Raw genomic sequence first — 15,598 nt, forward strand, 5'->3', positions numbered from 1 at the left:
GATGATTACAAATTTTCCTACATTTGTACTCTTAGTTTTTTGAATGAAAACATACTTTAGACTACTTACGTTTGCAAAACCTATCGAGAAATATGCCATACCGTACATTATCTGTACGTTGATAATGGTGGTATTTAGCACTTTAAATCTTGCACTATTAGCCCCTTTATTACAGACGCTTTTTAATTCTCAAAATGCGGTAGTAGAAAAAGTTCCTTGGCCAGAGGAATTTGACTTAATGGCTTATTTCAATTATTTCTCATCCGATATGGCATTGCGCTTTGGGCCTTATGAAGCGCTAAAATATACCTGTATTGTCATTGTTGCTTCGGTTTTCATCAGTAACTTGTTTAGATACCTTTCCCAAAGGATCATGGAGAATCTCCGGATACATACGCTGTTAAACCTTAGAAAGTCTGTTTTTAGCAATGTAATGAACTTACATTTGGGTTACTTTACGAATCAAAGAAAAGGTGATATTATCTCGAAAATTGCCTCTGATGTTCAGGTTGTTCAATTTTCAGTAACTGGTACTTTGCAGGTGGTGTTTAAGGAGCCTTTACAGTTGATTGCCTTTTTGGTGATGTTGTTTATGATTTCTGTAAAGTTGACTTTGTTTTCCTTATTGGTTATTCCAGTATCTGCATTTTTCATTTCCAAAATTGTTAAAACTTTAAAACATCAAGCTCAAGAAGGTCAGCGGACTTATGCCAATATGATTACCTATTTGGAGGAAGCTTTGTCTGGAATCAAAATTATAAAATCTTTTAATGCAGCAGACTTCATTAAAAGGAAGTTTAATAATGAAAATGATAACTATGCAACGATTAATCGTCGTATGGTTCGTCGCCAGCAAATGGGTTCTCCAGTCTCGGAATTACTAGGGGTTATTATGGTAGCCATCATTCTTTTATATGGCGGGCATTTAGTTTTATCTGGAGAAGGAGATTTACCAGCATCTGAATTTATAACCTATATCGCTATATTCTCTCAAATCATGCGTCCTGCTAAGGCTTTAACAGATGCCTTTTGCAATATACATAATGGAATTGCAGCTGGAGAACGTGTGCTGCAACTTGTAGATGAGCAAAATAAGGTTGCTGATAAGCCTAACGCAAAAGTAATTACCACATTTAATGATCGAATTCGTTTTGATCAAGTGAAATTTGCTTATGAGGATCATGAGGTATTGAAAGATATCAATTTGGATATAGAAAAGGGTCAAACCCTTGCTTTAGTTGGACCATCAGGTGGTGGGAAGTCTACTTTGGTGGATTTAATACCACGCTTTATGGACGTCACTGCGGGACAGTTGAGTGTTGATGGAGTAGATGTTCGGGATCTTAATCAGGAGTCGCTGAGGGCTCTAATTGGTGTAGTAAATCAAGAGTCTATTTTGTTCAATGATACCATCTTCAATAATATCGCATTTGCGAATGAGTCAGCGAGTAAAGAGGAAGTTATTCAAGCGGCCAAAATAGCTAATGCCCATGATTTTATTATGAATACCGACCATGGTTATCAAACCAACATTGGTGATCGTGGCTCTAAACTTTCAGGTGGACAAAGACAGCGTATCTGTATTGCAAGGGCAGTATTGAAAAATCCGCCAATTATGTTGTTGGATGAGGCGACTTCAGCTCTAGATACCGAATCAGAAAGACTTGTTCAAGATTCCTTATATAAGTTAATGCAAAATAGAACGACTGTGGTTATTGCGCACCGTTTGAGTACTATTCAAAGTGCAGATAAAATTGTTGTTTTAGAGTCAGGTTGGATAGTAGAAGTCGGATCGCATATGGAGCTAATTGCGAAGAATGGTCTTTATAAGCGACTGATCGATATGCAGCAATTTGCTGAGGGTTAAGAGCTTAAAAGAATAGCTTTTTAGCGTATGTTTTCCTAAATTTGTATTGTAAGGAGTGAGAAATGGAATCAACACAAAAACTAGCGTTTTTAATCAACGATAAGAACTTATCACACGAGCTAAAAGCGATTGCCCTAAAGGTTCAACAAGAAGAACGAATCAGTTTTGATGAAGGGGTATATCTATATGAACATGCTGAATTAGGATACTTAGGTGTTTTAGCGAATTACATCCGCGAGAAGAAGCATGGTGATATCACTTATTTCAATAGAAATTTTCACATAGAGCCTACTAACGTCTGTGTATACGACTGTAAATTTTGTTCTTATTCAAGAATGATTAAGAATAAAGATGAAGGTTGGGAAATGGATGTTGATGGGATGATGGATATCGTGAAAAAATACGATGGTGAACCCGTAACGGAAGTTCATATTACAGGTGGTGTTGTTCCTAAGCAAAATTTAGAATTCTATGCTGAATTCTTTAAGCGTTGTAAAGAACATAGACCTGATCTACACATCAAAGGACTAACCCCAGTAGAATACTATTATATCTTTAAGAAAGCTAAATTAAGCCATTACGATGGTATGAAATATCTGCAAGCCTGTGGTTTGGATTCTATGCCTGGAGGAGGAGCAGAGATCTTTCATCCTGAGGTCCGTGAGAAGATTGCCAATGATAAGTGTAATGCTGAGCAATGGTTAGATATTCATGAACAAGCGCATAAGCTAGGCATGCATACCAATGCTACTATGCTATATGGACATATTGAAGAGTTCTGGCATCGGGTGGATCACATGGAAAGACTTCGTCAATTGCAAGATAAAACTGGCGGATTCCAGACCTTTATTCCATTGAAGTTTAGAAATAAGGATAATCAAATGCATAATGTGCCTGAGGTATCAGTAGTCGAAGATTTAAGGAACTATGCCATTGCACGTATTTACATGGATAACTTCCCACATATCAAAGCTTATTGGGCTATGATATCTCGTAATACTGCTCAAATGTCTTTAAGCTTTGGAGTTGATGATATCGATGGTACTTTGGATGATACAACCAAGATCTATAGCATGGCAGGAGCAGAGGAACAAAATCCAGCTATGACTACTCGAGAATTGGTTGAATTGATTAAAAATGTCGGAAGACACCCGATTGAACGCGACACACTATACCATGTGGTAACAGATTTTAAAGATGTTGTTTTTGAAGATGCAAATCCTAAAAAACAATACTACGCTTTACCAGTGGTTAATTCATAAGACAAATAAATTGAAGAAAACATTTTATTTTATCCGTCATGGACAGACTGATCTGAACCTTAAAGGAATCGTGCAAGGGAGAGGAGTCAATAGTCCATTGAATGATAATGGAATGAAACAAGCACAGGCATTTTACGATGCATACAAGGATGTGCCTTTTGATAAGGTTTATGCATCCACTCTATTGCGTACGCATCAAACAGTAGCCCCTTTTACCGAAAAAGGAATTCCAATGGAAATTTTGGAAGGACTGGATGAAATCTCGTGGGGTATATATGAAGGGCAGGAACAAACACCTGATATCTTATCTGGTTTTGAAAAAGTAGTCAATTCTTGGCGAAATAATGAACTCGATTTGGCTATTGATAATGGTGAATCGCCCAATACTTTAGTCGCTAGACAGAAAGAAGCAGTAGCTCATATGCTTGCTCAACCGAATGAAGAACAAGTATTGGTTTGCATGCATGGCAGGGCTATGCGTATTATGCTGTGTCACTTAACGGAAGTCCCAGTATGCAAAATGGATGATTTCCCCCATACCAATACAGCACTTTACAAATTAGAATATCAAAATAACATCTTTACGATTGTAGATTACTACAATACGGAGCATTTAGCAAATCTATAAAATGGAGAAAATTAAAGTTTCTGCAGTTTCATACACCAATACCTTACCCTTTTTGCAAGGTATTCGAAACTCAGAGGTCTTAAACGACATTGAATTAATGCTGGATTATCCGAGCGAATGTGCCCGAAAAGTCCTAGAACATGAAGCTGACTTAGGGATAATCCCTACAGCAGCTTTAAGTAAAATGGAAGAATATTACCTATTAACAGATTATTGCATTGGTACTAAAGACTATGTTGATTCTGTTTTTATCTTTTCCAGTAAACCTATTGAGGAAATTAGTTCTTTATTATTGGATAAGCAATCACGAACGAGCAATGGTTTAGCTAGAATTTTAATCAAGCATTACTGGAAACGTGAGGTGGAAGTCAAAACAGAAGGGGAAGCCGATGCTTTTGTCCTTATTGGCGATCGTACTTTTGGAAAGAAAAACAGTATGCCTTATGTTTATGATATGGGGCATTATTGGAAAGAATTAACCGGATTGCCCTTTGCTTTTGCTGTATGGGTATCTAATCGACAACTTCCAGAAGATTTTATCAATAAGTTCAATGAGGCACTAAAGGATGGAGTTTCTAGACCTGATGATGTTATCCCCGGTCTTCCAGAGTATCCAGACTTTGATTACCATAAGTATCTCAATGAAAGCTTGGATTATCATCTAACCGCAGATAAACGAAAAGCAATTGACCTTTATCTTAAATGGTATAAGGAATTGTAGTGAAAATAAAATAAAAGGAGCGATATAAATTCAAGTTATATCGCTCTTTTTATATGATGTTTTTAAATCAACCGATTCTTTATAAGAAAGTAACTAGGATGATAACCCAGCCAATAATCATTAATACTCCCCCCAGAGGAGTTATAGGGCCTAAAAATCTTAGATTTACTTTCCATACGTCTTTAAAGCTTAAAAGATAAATACTTCCTGAGAAAAGAATACAACCGTATAGAATTCCATATACTGCCCAACGTTCATAAGAGTCAACAAATTGGAAGTTATATCCAATCAATAAGAGTGTCAAAGCGGCATACATCTGATAGCGCACTCCAACCTCAAAGGAACTAAGTCTGTCCTCAGACAATACTTTTTTTAGTGCATGGGCACCAAAAGCTCCAAAAACAATGGATAATATGCCTAGAATAGAACCTGATATTAATGCGAGTTGTTTCATAAAATGAGTGTAGTCGAGGATTATTTAGCTACTTTGTTAACTTGAGCCATAATTTTCTCTTCAGAAATTACCCCAGTATGCTTCCATACTTCTTTACCGTTTTTAAATAATCCAATTCGAGGGATTCCGGTAATTTTTAAAGCCTTCATTAATTCTGGATTTGCATCTGCATCTAATCGAACAACTTTAACTTTTTGGGCTTGTTCTTTTTGGATTTTCAAAATAGTAGGCTTTAACGTTTGACATGGGCCACACCAAACAGCTGAATAATTCACCAATACAACATCTGCAGAATTAACCAATTTATTAAATTGATCCATACTCAACCCAGTAGTCTTGTCATTGTCTGAAGAATTTGCTTTTACTTCCTTCACAACTGGTCTATCTGCATTGCGCCAATCCATCATACCACCACTGTAATCAAAAACTTTAAATCCTTTTTCAGTAAGTAGAGCAGCAGCTTGTTTACTACGACCTCCACCTAAGCAATAAACATAGACAGGCTTGTTTTTATCCAATTTAGTGATTGCTGATTCAAATAATGCTTTGTCATTCCAATTAATGTTCTTTGCATTTTTTACATGCCCTTCTTGAAATTCTTTTTCAGTTCGAACATCTAATATTTGATTTTCAGTTTGATCTTTTGCTTTATCTAATTCTTCTGCGGTGATTTTCACCTGGGCTTGCATTTGCAAAGCCATAAAAACAGAACCTAAAAATAAAAATGCTTTTTTCATAATCTTCATTTTTAAACTTATTTACAAATAAGTCTTATCCTTTTCTTAAATACTTCGTTAATATAACGATCGTTTGTCCTTCAATCTTGCCCTCGATCTGTTCGGTATTGTCAGGTACAAGTCGAATATTTTTTACTACAGTCCCTAATTTGGCTGAAATAGAAGAACCTTTAACATCCAAGGTTTTCACTAAAACCACAGTATCTCCTTCAAATAATCGTGTTCCATTGGAATCTTGATGAAATTCCACGGTTGCTTCACTTTCATGATCACCTGTTTTTTTAGCCCAAGCAAGCGCATCATCATCTAAGTAGAGAATATCTAAATTATCAGAAGCCCAGGCTTCATTTCTCAAACGACTTAACATTCGCCAAGCAACGATTTGAACTGGTAAATAGGGTGACCACATGGTATCACTAAGTACTTTCCAATGATCAGGATTTATCTGATCTGTTTTTTCAATTTGTCCTTTGCAAACAGAACAGCATAAAATACTGTTATCATAATTGGCATTACTTGTTGGAGGTACTTCATAAACAGATAGGTTTTCGGAGGAACCGCAAAGCTCGCAGGTATTACCAGATCTGTCAATTAATTCATCAATTAACATAAATAATTAGGATATATTAAATTTAACCAAATATAGTCATTTTAAATGATGGCACAGAATGTTACATTCGTTGTAGAATTGCTTATGGCAAAGAATTTGTATAGAAAAAAATCAGTTAACTTAAAACAAGAAAAAGAAATATGAAATGGCAAGGCGGCCGCCGAAGCGGTAATATTGAAGACAGGAGAGGTATGTCTGGTGGACAGAAACTTACCCTAGGTGGAATCGGAGGAGTTATAGTGTTGTTGATCAGTTATTTTATGGGTGGAGACCCTGGAGCTATTCTTGATCAAATGCAAACTCAAGGACCAGGTACAGCAACTGAACAAGGACCAGTTGAGTCTACTCCAGAGGAAGATCGTTTGATGGAATTTTCAAGTGTGATATTAGGCAGTACAGAAGATGTATGGGCTAAAATATTTGAAAATAATGGCAAAAGTTATCCTGCAGCTAAAATGGCTATTTATCGTGAGGGAACTGAAACAGGTGGATGTGGATATGGTCAGAAGGCATTTGGACCATTCTATTGTCCCGGTGACCAAACAGTATACCTGGACTTAAGTTTTAATAAGGAATTGTCTCAACGCTTTGGTGCTAAAGGTGAGTTCGCGTTGGCATACGTAATTGCACATGAAATTGGACACCACATTCAAAATGTATTTGGTGTGTTGAATAAAACCAATGCCATGCGTTCAAAAATGAGCGAAAGGGAGTACAATAAAATTTCTGTTATGACAGAGTTACAAGCAGATTTTTATGCTGGTGTTTGGGCGCATTATGCCACTGAAAATTCAGATGTAAAATTAACCTATGATGATATCATGGAAGGTATGCGAGCAGCTGCTGCAGTGGGAGATGACCATATTCAGGAGCAAGCAACTGGTCAGTCTCATCCGGAATCTTTTACACACGGAACTTCAGAACAACGTGCTTATTGGTTTAAAAAAGGTTATGAAACTGGTGATGTAAATGCTGGAAATACCTTTAACGATCCAAGTTTACAATAAAAATTACTGGATTAAGAGATTACATCCTCGGATATCGGAATTATCAAAACGTCCGAGAATCTCAAAAGATCCATCATCATGATACTTACCCAAATCTTGGGTAGCTATAAAAGAACAGGAGTGATAGTTGGCTAAATCAATGACATTTATTGCTCCTGTTTTTTTATGGTCAATTAAAGTCAACGGATCATTGGTGTCGCGAATTAACACCTTCATCCAATTGGGTGTAAAGAAATGACCATCTCCATTAGAATAGCCTTGAGATAAAAGTTCCGTCATTCCGTATTCTGAATGGATTTTAGACACACCAAAACCTTGACTTAATATATCGTGCAGTTCCTCACGAATCATTTCTTTTCTTTTACCTTTCATACCACCTGTTTCCATGACGATTAATTCTGGAAAAGATATTTTGAATTGTTCAACAAAATCTAAAAGAGCATAAGTGACTCCAAATAGCACCGTTTTTATTCCTTTTTCCTGTAATTCCATAAGCCTATCGTAAAGCTCATCATGGTTATATAAGAAATAACCACTTTCTGCTTGTTCAGATCGATTAATTAAATCATCGACCATATAGATTAAGGATGAGCCCGATCGTTCCAAATAAGAGGGGAGAAGCGCTAAAATAGCCATGTCTTTTACATCGCCATAGAATTGTTCGAATGCCAGTTGAAAACTACGCTCGTACCATTTCTTATCAGCAACTAAGTGCTGACTATTGACCATGCCCGTTGTTCCTGAACTGCTAAATGTAATTTCAGCTTCCAAACCAGAAGTAATGATTTCTTGTGTTTTAAAAAACTGAACTGGCATAAATGGAATTTGCCTATAATGCTGAATACGATTACTATCTACTTTTAGAATATCTAAATACTGCTTATAAACAGCTACATTTTTTGCTTGATATTGGAAAACTTGTAGTGCTGCTTGATTAAAATCTTCCTCAGATTGGATATTGAATATTTGTTCAGCTAATTCCATGTGGCAAATATACATAATTTGCATGCAGACCACTTAGTGGAATTTACGCTATTCTATTTCAAATATTGAAGTTGTCGAAGCATTTAGAATTCTTTAAATACTTATTGTGTAAATCCACTTTTTAATCGATTTAAAAGGAAACTATAAAACTGCTCTATTAAGTCAGATTCAAACAAATCAAAAATATGAACTGCTCCAGGTACTACCCAAAGTTCGGTAGGTACATCAGCCTTATAAAGTTTGATGGCGTAGTTAATTGCTTCATCTCTTAAAGGATCAAATTCGCAAGCTACTAGGGTCGTTCTTGGTAATAGATGAATTTCTTTATACTGGTCTAGATCTGCTAAACAAGAGTCTTTCTTAATTTGTTCTTTTCCAAAGAAGTGTTGTTTTGAAATTTCAGCATAGGTTTTATTCCATAATGGTGCGTCAAGTTGATCATTCATGGAATTTGTGTCTAATCTGAAATTGATTACTGGATAAAGTAAAAACTGATGTTTTATTTGCTTGTAGCCTTCTATTTTTGCTAATTGGCTTACAAGACCAGCTAAATGCCCTCCAGCACTTCCACCATATAAGCTAATATTAGTAGGGTTAATTCCTAATATTTCTTCACCCTTTTCAATTAGCCATTTAAAGGCATCTAACCCATCATTGATAGGAGCGGGGAATTTATATTGTGGAGACAGTTTATAGTCCACCGAAACAATTGTAGCATCTAGTTTTTCGGCTAAATAAAACATCTGTTCATCCACTTGTTCAGGCAGTCCAAAAACATATCCACCACCGTGGAAATACAACAATACATGGTTTGGGTTATACTGCTTTGATTGATAAACATGTAAACGAATAGAATAATCTTCTTTCGAACTTGGAATAAATATATCTTGAACACCTATAGTGTCAGGTATTGGAAAGGGATTATTTAAAACAAATTCTTTCCTTTCTTCTTGAATTTTTGTGGGATCATGAAGAAAGATAGAAGAATCCAATTCATAAGCTTTTGCCTCCCGATCTAAACTTTTCTTTAAGGATTTATTGATATTAAATGTCTTCATACTCAATTATTTTCTTTGGTAAATTAATCTTTGATGTAAATTTATATGAAATATAAGCTGCAGTAGAATAAACAGATAATTGTAGGAAGCGAACAAATTTGTAAGTATGGGTGAGATAAAAGAAAGTTCAACAAGTAATGAGAATAATCAAGTATTAGAAAGTAAGTGTTCTGAAATCTATGCCATAAACCTTATCAGTGGAAAATGGATTTTATCGATTTGTTATTATTTAAAAAAAGGTAAGTTGAGATTTTCTGAATTAAGAGATCGAATTCCAAATATTACAGAACGTATGCTGACTTTGCAATTAAAGAAAATGGAAGAAAACCACTTAATTAGAAGATCAGTTTATGCTGAAGTTCCTGTTAGGGTTGAATATGAGCTTTCAGAACTTGGTAGGCAATTAATACCAATTATGGAACAATTAGCAAAGTGGGGAGACATTCATAAAGAAAAAATGCATTTAAATAAATAAGGATAAAAGCTTTTTCTACGAAAAGCTACTTAGCATAGAAGGATTTCTATAAACAAAAAGCGGAGATAATTTTTGAAATTATCTCCGCTTTTTATTCTTTTTATGGTAAATCTTACAACATACCACCACAAACAGGAATTACCTGACCGGTGATATATGCCGATAAATCCGAAGCTAAGAATAAACATGTATTTGCTACATCCTCAGGTTCACCAGCACGTTTTAATGGAATAGCTGCTTCCCATCCTTCAACCACTTTAGGGTCTAGGACATCTGTCATCTCCGTGCGGATAAAGCCTGGAGCTACAACATTTGTTCTGATATTTCTTGAACCGAGTTCCTTAGCCAATGATTTAGAGAAACCAATGATACCAGCTTTAGAAGCCGCATAATTCGCTTGACCTGCATTTCCTTGGACTCCTACTACAGAGCTCATGTTGATGATACTACCTTTACGGTTCTTCATCATCACTTTAGATGCTGCCTTACTTACATTGAAAATTGATTTTAAGTTGATGTTAATGACATCATCCCAATTCTCTTCGGTCATACGCATTAATAAACCATCTTTAGTAATACCCGCATTATTGACCACGATATCCAAAGTGCCAAAATCAGCAACGATATCATTTATTAATTTATCTGCCTCATCAAACTTGGAAGCGTCAGAACGATAGCCTTTAACTTTTGTTCCAAATTCTTGAAGTTCATTTTCTAAAGCTTGTCCTTTTTCTACCGAAGAAAGATAAGTGAAAGCTACATTTGCGCCATGCTGTGCAAATACTTCAGCGATTTTTCTACCTATTCCCTTCGATGCCCCAGTTATTAAGGCTGTTTTTCCGGCTAACAATTTCATACGATTAAATTTATGTACCTCTATTTTTAGAATCCACAAAAGTGGAAAATAAACTGCATAATACAAAAAATGTCAGGTAATAGAAAATGTAAAAACTAAATATTTTTGGCTTAATCGAATAGGAAAGCAATAAATTGTGGTGATTATTGATAAAATCTCAAATATTTGAAACGATTTTGACAAATTTATTCGCTTCTCTATTATCTGAATATTAATTTTGTACCACATTTAAAAACCATGGGTAAGAAGACTAAAAAAACGGAAGTAGATGTTGTTTTAATTGGTGGTGGGATCATGAGTGCAACATTAGGAACGTTGATTAATGAATTAAGTCCTGACATAAACATTGAGATCATTGAACGTCTTGATGTAGTAGCTGCAGAAAGCTCCGATGCTTGGAATAATGCCGGAACTGGACACTCTGCACTTTGTGAACTAAACTATACTCCAGAGCAACCTGATGGCTCTGTCAAAATTGATAAGGCAATTAATATTGCTGAACAATATGAAGTCTCTAAGCAATTTTGGTCTTACCTGGTAGAGAAAAACATCATCAAAAATCCAAGTCACTTTATCCGCCGTGTTCCTCACATGTCGGCAGTATTTGGCGAAAAAGATGTACAATTCCTTAAAACACGTTTTGAGACCCTTACAAAGAACAATTTGTTTAAAGGGATGGATTATACTGAAGATAAATCTTTATTAAATGAATGGGTACCATTAATGATGAATGGTCGTGATGCTGCTGAGCCAATGGCTGCTACCAAAATGGAAATTGGTACAGATGTGAATTTCGGAGCATTAACAAGAGATTTGATTACTTACTTGGATGGAAAGGATAATATTAAACTATCGCTGAACCAAGAAGTTAAGGATATTGATCGTGAAGATGATGGTCGTTGGGAAGTAGAAGTAAAAGACTTGAAAACAGGAGAGAAGAGAGAGATTTTAGCTCGTTTTGTTTTTATTGGTGCTGGTGGTCACTCCCTTTTATTGTTAGAAAAATCTGGTATTCCTGAGGCTAAAGGATATGGCGGTTTCCCGGTAGGTGGACAGTGGTTGCGTTGTGTGAATGATGATATCATTAAACAACACCATGCTAAAGTGTATGGTAAAGCTTCAGTAGGGGCTCCTCCAATGTCTGTTCCACATTTGGATACCCGTTATATTGATGGAAAACAAGCCTTGTTGTTTGGCCCATATGCTGGATTCTCTACTAAGTTTTTGAAAAAAGGATCTTATTTCGACTTACCTGCATCTATAAAATTATCCAATATCAGACCGATGTTGTCAGCAGGATTGGATAACCTTCCATTAACGAAGTACTTGATTACAGAGGTAATGAAAAAACCTCAAGATAAACTAGATGCGCTGAAGCAATTTATGCCTACTGCTAAAATGGAAGATTGGCAAATTGAAAAAGCCGGTCAACGTGTTCAGGTAATTAAGAAGGACCCTAAACATGGAGGTATATTAGAATTCGGTACTGAGGTTGTATCCTCAGCTGATGGATCTATTGCAGCTCTTTTAGGTGCATCTCCAGGTGCTTCAACTTCAGTAGCTATTATGATTAATCTATTGAAACGTTGTTTCCCTGAGCGCGCTAAATCAGAAGATTACCGCCGTCGCCTGCGTGAAATGATTCCTTCATGGGGACAGCGCTTAAATGATAACGAAGAACTGTGTAAGTCTACTCGCGAACGTACTTCGAGAATCCTACAGTTAGATAAATAATCAACAACAATATTTTGGGGTGCTTATGTGTCCCGCGTACAGCGGGACATAATAAGGCTGAGATTATACCCTTTTCTGTAGGCTTTACAGAATGAACCTGACCCAGGTAATGCTGGCGGAGGAAAATTAAAATATCCATGATCTTGGCATTCCCTTAGCCTTATTATTAAAAATCATGGATGATATCCTGCAAAATATCCTTAACGCCTTAATACAAACTTCTTGGTTAGAACGTTTCTCTGTTGTTTGTGGTATTATTCAAGTTCTACTATCTAAAAACAATAAGGTTTCCAATTATTTCTTTGGGATATTGGGTATACTGTCTGGAATGTATGTGCTTTTTGGGGCAAAACTATATGCAGAAATTGCTCTTCAGGGATATTATCTTTTGATGAGTATTTATGGCTGGTGGTATTGGTTGCACAATAAGGAAGCTAAAGAACAACCTATTAGCACTTGTAATAAAAAAGACTGGACAATTGTATTAAGTATAGTAATAGGTGGCTTTCTTGTTTTCTCGTTTTTATTAAAACAGATAACCGATTCTGATGTACCCCTTTGGGATGCATGGGTTACTGCAACGGCATGGGCGGGTATGTGGTTACTTGCCAAACGGAAAATTGAAAATTGGATATTACTAAATATCAGTAACCTATTTGCTATACCGCTTTTAGCTCATAAAAATCTATACCTATTTTCAGCATTGACTGTATTTCTATTTATTGTTGCCATTTTTGGCTATTTCAAATGGAAGAAATTGATGTTGAATCCAAAATCAACCTAACATGTTTTTATCTGAAAAAAATATTCAAACTATAAAGGACCTGCAAGCTGACGGTATTAAGCAGAAACAACTTACAAAAGAACATTTGGAGCTGATTTATACCGAAAACTGGTTCAATATGTGGGTTCCTAAAAATCTGAATGGTTTGGAAGTAGATTTCCTAGATGGTTTATACTTTATAAAGGATCTTGCTTATGAGGACGGTGGATTAGCTTGGACAGTTACCTTATGTGCCGGAGCAAATATGTTTGCCGGATTTTTAGATCCAGAATTAGCTACTCAAATTTGGCAAAACCCTAAGATCTGTCTTGGTGGTAGTGGTGCTGCTTCGGGTAAAGCCAAATGGGATGGTGAGAACTACGAAATCTCAGGTTTCTGGAAATATGCAACAGGTGCTCCACACCTAAATTATTTTACATTAAATGCTGAAATCTGGGAAGGAGAAAAAGCCAAGTTAGATGATAAAGGAGAGAAAATCATCCGTTCATTTCTAGTTCCAAAGGATCAGGTTCTCGTGCATTACGATTGGGATACTTTTGGTTTAGAGTGCACCGCTTCGCATTCTTTTTCTATAGATCGAATCAAGGTTCCGCAAAATTTCTCATTTGAATTAAAGCCTGAGACTAAAACAGTATTTAGTCCTCTGTTTGAAATTCCATTTATGTGTTTTGCAGAACTCACCTTAGCTATGAATTACATTGGAATGTTTGATAGATTTTGTGATTTAATCCATCGTAAGCTATTTCAAAAAGCTGGAAATCCAAATGTTAATGAAGAGGAAATCGGAGATACGTTTATGTTTTTGGATCAATTGATTTCGGAAAATAAAGAGAGAACCAATTTATTGACGGATTTTGCCTTGGATATATGGGAGCAAGTAAAAACTAGTCAAGCTAAAGTGGAAGATAATCTATTGTCTAAAGTTGCTGAGAAAGCAAGAGACCATGTAAAATGGATACGATTGAAAACGGCAGAACTTCTTCCAATAGGTGGTATATCAGCAGCGCAAAAGGAAGAACAATTAAACATAGTCCTTCGGAATTTACTTACAGCTAGTCAACACAGTTTGTTGAATAGATATTAAAAGATTGGGAGATCAATTCTTAAGATCTCCCAATTTATCATTAATATTATTGGTCGTATGATAGGTATATCGGCCTTAAATGTATCCAGGTAAGCGCATCTCTTGCATCAACTAGAACCATTTCATTATTTCTTTGCAAAACATAAAAACCTTTCTCATTATAAAACATTGGTCTTAGGAATTCCTTCGATTTCTTAATCTGTATATCTGGACCATAATAGGAGTCCATATGATAAACCGTAAAGGTCAATAAACCTTCATCGGTAAATTCTACCAGAGGGAACTCGATTCCTGGTGAAATACCACCATTTAACAATACAAAGCCAAAAAGACCATGAATTACAGGTGGGTTGTCTTCATTTATGAATACAGGGAATATGGAAACCATCAAGTATTCTCGAATTTTATAAACATCACCAATACCAGTTTGTTGCCTGGTTGAGAAACCGTCTCTAGAACCCCATCCGGAACCATGAACATTATTGTTAAAAGATCGTGCAATTACCTTATCATAAACTAAAGGTTCTGCCTCATTCGTAATACGAATATTATCTTGAAATTCTGCTGATGATGTCCCAACTTATTTCACCTTTATTTTGTCAAATACAGTTCCATTAATCCTTACAGGATCTAAAAACACCAAACCATCTGCATCATAGTAATACTGAACAAATTTAGTGATGACCTTATCGTTCTCCTCATAATAGAAGTTTATGGTCTTAAGGACTGTATCACGGCTGATTTCAAAAGACTGTGCTCCCTTATGAATCCTAAAAAAGTACCTCGGCATTTCAAAAATCTTGTCCATTGACGCCTTAGTTTCCTTTATTTTATGCTGCTTTAATGCATTATACTTTTCATTGGAACTAGGAATCAATTTTAAAGTGGATTTTTTTAATGTGCCCAGAAAAAATAAAGTGTCTTTGACAATTTTATTTAAAGCAAAGGTGGTGTCGATATAGACAGCATCTTGGGACATCTTTGCAAATTTAGATTCCTTAGGGAAGTTGATAATAGCCGATCTGTTAAATGCCCTCAGCTGAAAGTTAGTTTTCGAAAAACTCGAATAAAGTGGTGAGAAATCTGTCATGAAATCTGCAGATGAGGCCTCATTGATATTTAAGAATCCATAATGTGCTGATTTATTGTGACCATCTTGAACTACAACTTCCCAAAATTTATTCTTTTGAAAATTACTTACAAGAAGATCTAATTGTGCGGTCTCTGAACCCCAAACATCTTCTACTTCGAACACCTTAAAATCTTCCCTACTACAGCTAAAGAAAAGGAAGGATATAAGCGGTATGATATAATATAATCTTTTCATTTTGTATCGG

The 15,598-nt window shown here is 35.8% G+C and carries 17 protein-coding genes; 9 read left to right on the forward strand and 8 right to left on the reverse strand.

Annotation, left to right across the window (positions count from 1 at the left end; genetic code table 11):
• Window positions 1-43: 43 nt before the first annotated feature.
• From ACP6L2_RS02855 to ACP6L2_RS02870, 4 genes are all read left to right on the forward strand, one after another.
• Window positions 44-1,867: an ABC transporter ATP-binding protein gene (locus tag ACP6L2_RS02855; RefSeq protein WP_440507788.1), complete on the forward strand. Its 1,824-nt coding sequence runs from the start codon at window positions 44-46 to the stop codon at window positions 1,865-1,867.
• 62 nt (window positions 1,868-1,929) lie between these two features.
• A complete protein-coding gene (mqnE, locus tag ACP6L2_RS02860; RefSeq protein WP_440507789.1) occupies window positions 1,930-3,129 on the forward strand; it encodes an aminofutalosine synthase MqnE in 1,200 nt (399 codons plus the stop codon).
• Window positions 3,130-3,139: 10 nt separating this feature from the next.
• Window positions 3,140-3,757, forward strand: a complete 618-nt coding sequence (locus ACP6L2_RS02865) for a histidine phosphatase family protein (RefSeq protein WP_440507790.1) — start codon at window positions 3,140-3,142, stop codon at window positions 3,755-3,757.
• Window position 3,758: 1 nt separating this feature from the next.
• Entirely contained in the window at window positions 3,759-4,478 is a 720-nt protein-coding gene (locus ACP6L2_RS02870; RefSeq protein ID WP_440507791.1) for a menaquinone biosynthetic enzyme MqnA/MqnD family protein, read from the forward strand.
• Window positions 4,479-4,557: 79 nt separating this feature from the next.
• Here ACP6L2_RS02870 and ACP6L2_RS02875 read toward each other — a convergent pair whose 3' ends face one another.
• The 3 genes from ACP6L2_RS02875 to ACP6L2_RS02885 are packed head-to-tail and all read right to left on the reverse strand — an operon-like array spanning window position 4,558 to window position 6,279.
• Window positions 4,558-4,932, reverse strand: coding sequence for a DUF423 domain-containing protein (locus ACP6L2_RS02875; RefSeq protein ID WP_440507792.1), 375 nt, complete (start codon window positions 4,930-4,932; stop codon window positions 4,558-4,560).
• A gap of 20 nt (window positions 4,933-4,952) precedes the next feature.
• The gene (locus ACP6L2_RS02880) at window positions 4,953-5,669 is read right to left on the reverse strand and encodes a rhodanese-like domain-containing protein (protein WP_440507793.1); all 717 of its coding nucleotides are present in this window, start codon (window positions 5,667-5,669) and stop codon (window positions 4,953-4,955) included.
• A gap of 34 nt (window positions 5,670-5,703) precedes the next feature.
• Window positions 5,704-6,279: a PhnA domain-containing protein gene (locus tag ACP6L2_RS02885; RefSeq protein WP_440507794.1), complete on the reverse strand. Its 576-nt coding sequence runs from the start codon at window positions 6,277-6,279 to the stop codon at window positions 5,704-5,706.
• A gap of 140 nt (window positions 6,280-6,419) precedes the next feature.
• Here ACP6L2_RS02885 and ypfJ point away from each other — a divergent pair, with 140 nt between their 5' ends.
• A complete protein-coding gene (gene ypfJ / locus ACP6L2_RS02890; RefSeq protein WP_344676076.1) occupies window positions 6,420-7,286 on the forward strand; it encodes a KPN_02809 family neutral zinc metallopeptidase in 867 nt (288 codons plus the stop codon).
• A 3-nt stretch (window positions 7,287-7,289) separates the two neighbouring features.
• Here the strand turns inward: ypfJ and ACP6L2_RS02895 are convergent, their stop codons facing one another.
• Window positions 7,290-8,270, reverse strand: coding sequence for an acyl transferase (locus ACP6L2_RS02895; RefSeq protein WP_440507795.1), 981 nt, complete (start codon window positions 8,268-8,270; stop codon window positions 7,290-7,292).
• Window positions 8,271-8,371: 101 nt separating this feature from the next.
• A complete protein-coding gene (locus ACP6L2_RS02900) occupies window positions 8,372-9,328 on the reverse strand; it encodes an alpha/beta hydrolase (RefSeq protein ID WP_440507796.1) in 957 nt (318 codons plus the stop codon).
• 106 nt (window positions 9,329-9,434) lie between these two features.
• Between ACP6L2_RS02900 and ACP6L2_RS02905 the strand changes: the two genes are divergently transcribed.
• Complete coding sequence (locus ACP6L2_RS02905) at window positions 9,435-9,803, forward strand: winged helix-turn-helix transcriptional regulator (RefSeq protein WP_440507797.1); 369 nt, start codon at window positions 9,435-9,437, stop codon at window positions 9,801-9,803.
• A 112-nt stretch (window positions 9,804-9,915) separates the two neighbouring features.
• Here ACP6L2_RS02905 and fabG read toward each other — a convergent pair whose 3' ends face one another.
• A complete protein-coding gene (fabG, locus tag ACP6L2_RS02910) occupies window positions 9,916-10,659 on the reverse strand; it encodes a 3-oxoacyl-[acyl-carrier-protein] reductase (RefSeq protein WP_440507798.1) in 744 nt (247 codons plus the stop codon).
• A 237-nt stretch (window positions 10,660-10,896) separates the two neighbouring features.
• Here fabG and ACP6L2_RS02915 point away from each other — a divergent pair, with 237 nt between their 5' ends.
• The 3 genes from ACP6L2_RS02915 to ACP6L2_RS02925 all read left to right on the forward strand — a co-directional run bounded on the left by ACP6L2_RS02915 (window position 10,897) and on the right by ACP6L2_RS02925 (window position 14,261).
• Complete coding sequence (locus ACP6L2_RS02915) at window positions 10,897-12,393, forward strand: malate:quinone oxidoreductase (protein ID WP_440507799.1); 1,497 nt, start codon at window positions 10,897-10,899, stop codon at window positions 12,391-12,393.
• Window positions 12,394-12,568: 175 nt separating this feature from the next.
• Entirely contained in the window at window positions 12,569-13,177 is a 609-nt protein-coding gene (gene pnuC / locus ACP6L2_RS02920) for a nicotinamide riboside transporter PnuC (RefSeq protein ID WP_440507800.1), read from the forward strand.
• A gap of 1 nt (window position 13,178) precedes the next feature.
• A complete protein-coding gene (locus ACP6L2_RS02925) occupies window positions 13,179-14,261 on the forward strand; it encodes an acyl-CoA dehydrogenase (RefSeq protein ID WP_440507801.1) in 1,083 nt (360 codons plus the stop codon).
• Window positions 14,262-14,307: 46 nt separating this feature from the next.
• Here ACP6L2_RS02925 and ACP6L2_RS02930 read toward each other — a convergent pair whose 3' ends face one another.
• Complete coding sequence (locus ACP6L2_RS02930; protein WP_440507802.1) at window positions 14,308-14,649, reverse strand: hypothetical protein; 342 nt, start codon at window positions 14,647-14,649, stop codon at window positions 14,308-14,310.
• Window positions 14,650-14,841: 192 nt separating this feature from the next.
• Window positions 14,842-15,588, reverse strand: a complete 747-nt coding sequence (locus ACP6L2_RS02935) for a DUF4302 domain-containing protein (RefSeq protein ID WP_440507803.1) — start codon at window positions 15,586-15,588, stop codon at window positions 14,842-14,844.
• Between the last annotated feature and the right edge of the window lie 10 nt (window positions 15,589-15,598).

Source organism: Sphingobacterium lactis, from assembly GCF_051951495.1.
Taxonomy (GTDB): Bacteria; Bacteroidota; Bacteroidia; order Sphingobacteriales; family Sphingobacteriaceae; genus Sphingobacterium; species Sphingobacterium lactis_A.

Bases quoted from the DNA above. Each gene is read 5' to 3' on its own strand.
- ACP6L2_RS02855 (WP_440507788.1), top strand. From the start codon at position 44: ATGAAAACATACTTTAGACTACTTACGTTTGCAAAACCTATCGAGAAA.
- mqnE (WP_440507789.1), top strand. From the start codon at position 1,930: ATGGAATCAACACAAAAACTAGCGTTTTTAATCAACGATAAGAACTTA.
- ACP6L2_RS02870 (WP_440507791.1), top strand. From the start codon at position 3,759: ATGGAGAAAATTAAAGTTTCTGCAGTTTCATACACCAATACCTTACCC.
- ACP6L2_RS02875 (WP_440507792.1), bottom strand. From the start codon at position 4,932: ATGAAACAACTCGCATTAATATCAGGTTCTATTCTAGGCATATTATCC.
- ACP6L2_RS02880 (WP_440507793.1), bottom strand. From the start codon at position 5,669: ATGAAAAAAGCATTTTTATTTTTAGGTTCTGTTTTTATGGCTTTGCAA.
- ACP6L2_RS02885 (WP_440507794.1), bottom strand. From the start codon at position 6,279: ATGTTAATTGATGAATTAATTGACAGATCTGGTAATACCTGCGAGCTT.
- ypfJ (WP_344676076.1), top strand. From the start codon at position 6,420: ATGAAATGGCAAGGCGGCCGCCGAAGCGGTAATATTGAAGACAGGAGA.
- ACP6L2_RS02895 (WP_440507795.1), bottom strand. From the start codon at position 8,270: ATGGAATTAGCTGAACAAATATTCAATATCCAATCTGAGGAAGATTTT.
- ACP6L2_RS02900 (WP_440507796.1), bottom strand. From the start codon at position 9,328: ATGAAGACATTTAATATCAATAAATCCTTAAAGAAAAGTTTAGATCGG.
- ACP6L2_RS02905 (WP_440507797.1), top strand. From the start codon at position 9,435: ATGGGTGAGATAAAAGAAAGTTCAACAAGTAATGAGAATAATCAAGTA.
- fabG (WP_440507798.1), bottom strand. From the start codon at position 10,659: ATGAAATTGTTAGCCGGAAAAACAGCCTTAATAACTGGGGCATCGAAG.
- ACP6L2_RS02915 (WP_440507799.1), top strand. From the start codon at position 10,897: ATGGGTAAGAAGACTAAAAAAACGGAAGTAGATGTTGTTTTAATTGGT.
- pnuC (WP_440507800.1), top strand. From the start codon at position 12,569: ATGGATGATATCCTGCAAAATATCCTTAACGCCTTAATACAAACTTCT.
- ACP6L2_RS02925 (WP_440507801.1), top strand. From the start codon at position 13,179: ATGTTTTTATCTGAAAAAAATATTCAAACTATAAAGGACCTGCAAGCT.
- ACP6L2_RS02930 (WP_440507802.1), bottom strand. From the start codon at position 14,649: ATGGTTTCCATATTCCCTGTATTCATAAATGAAGACAACCCACCTGTA.
- ACP6L2_RS02935 (WP_440507803.1), bottom strand. From the start codon at position 15,588: ATGAAAAGATTATATTATATCATACCGCTTATATCCTTCCTTTTCTTT.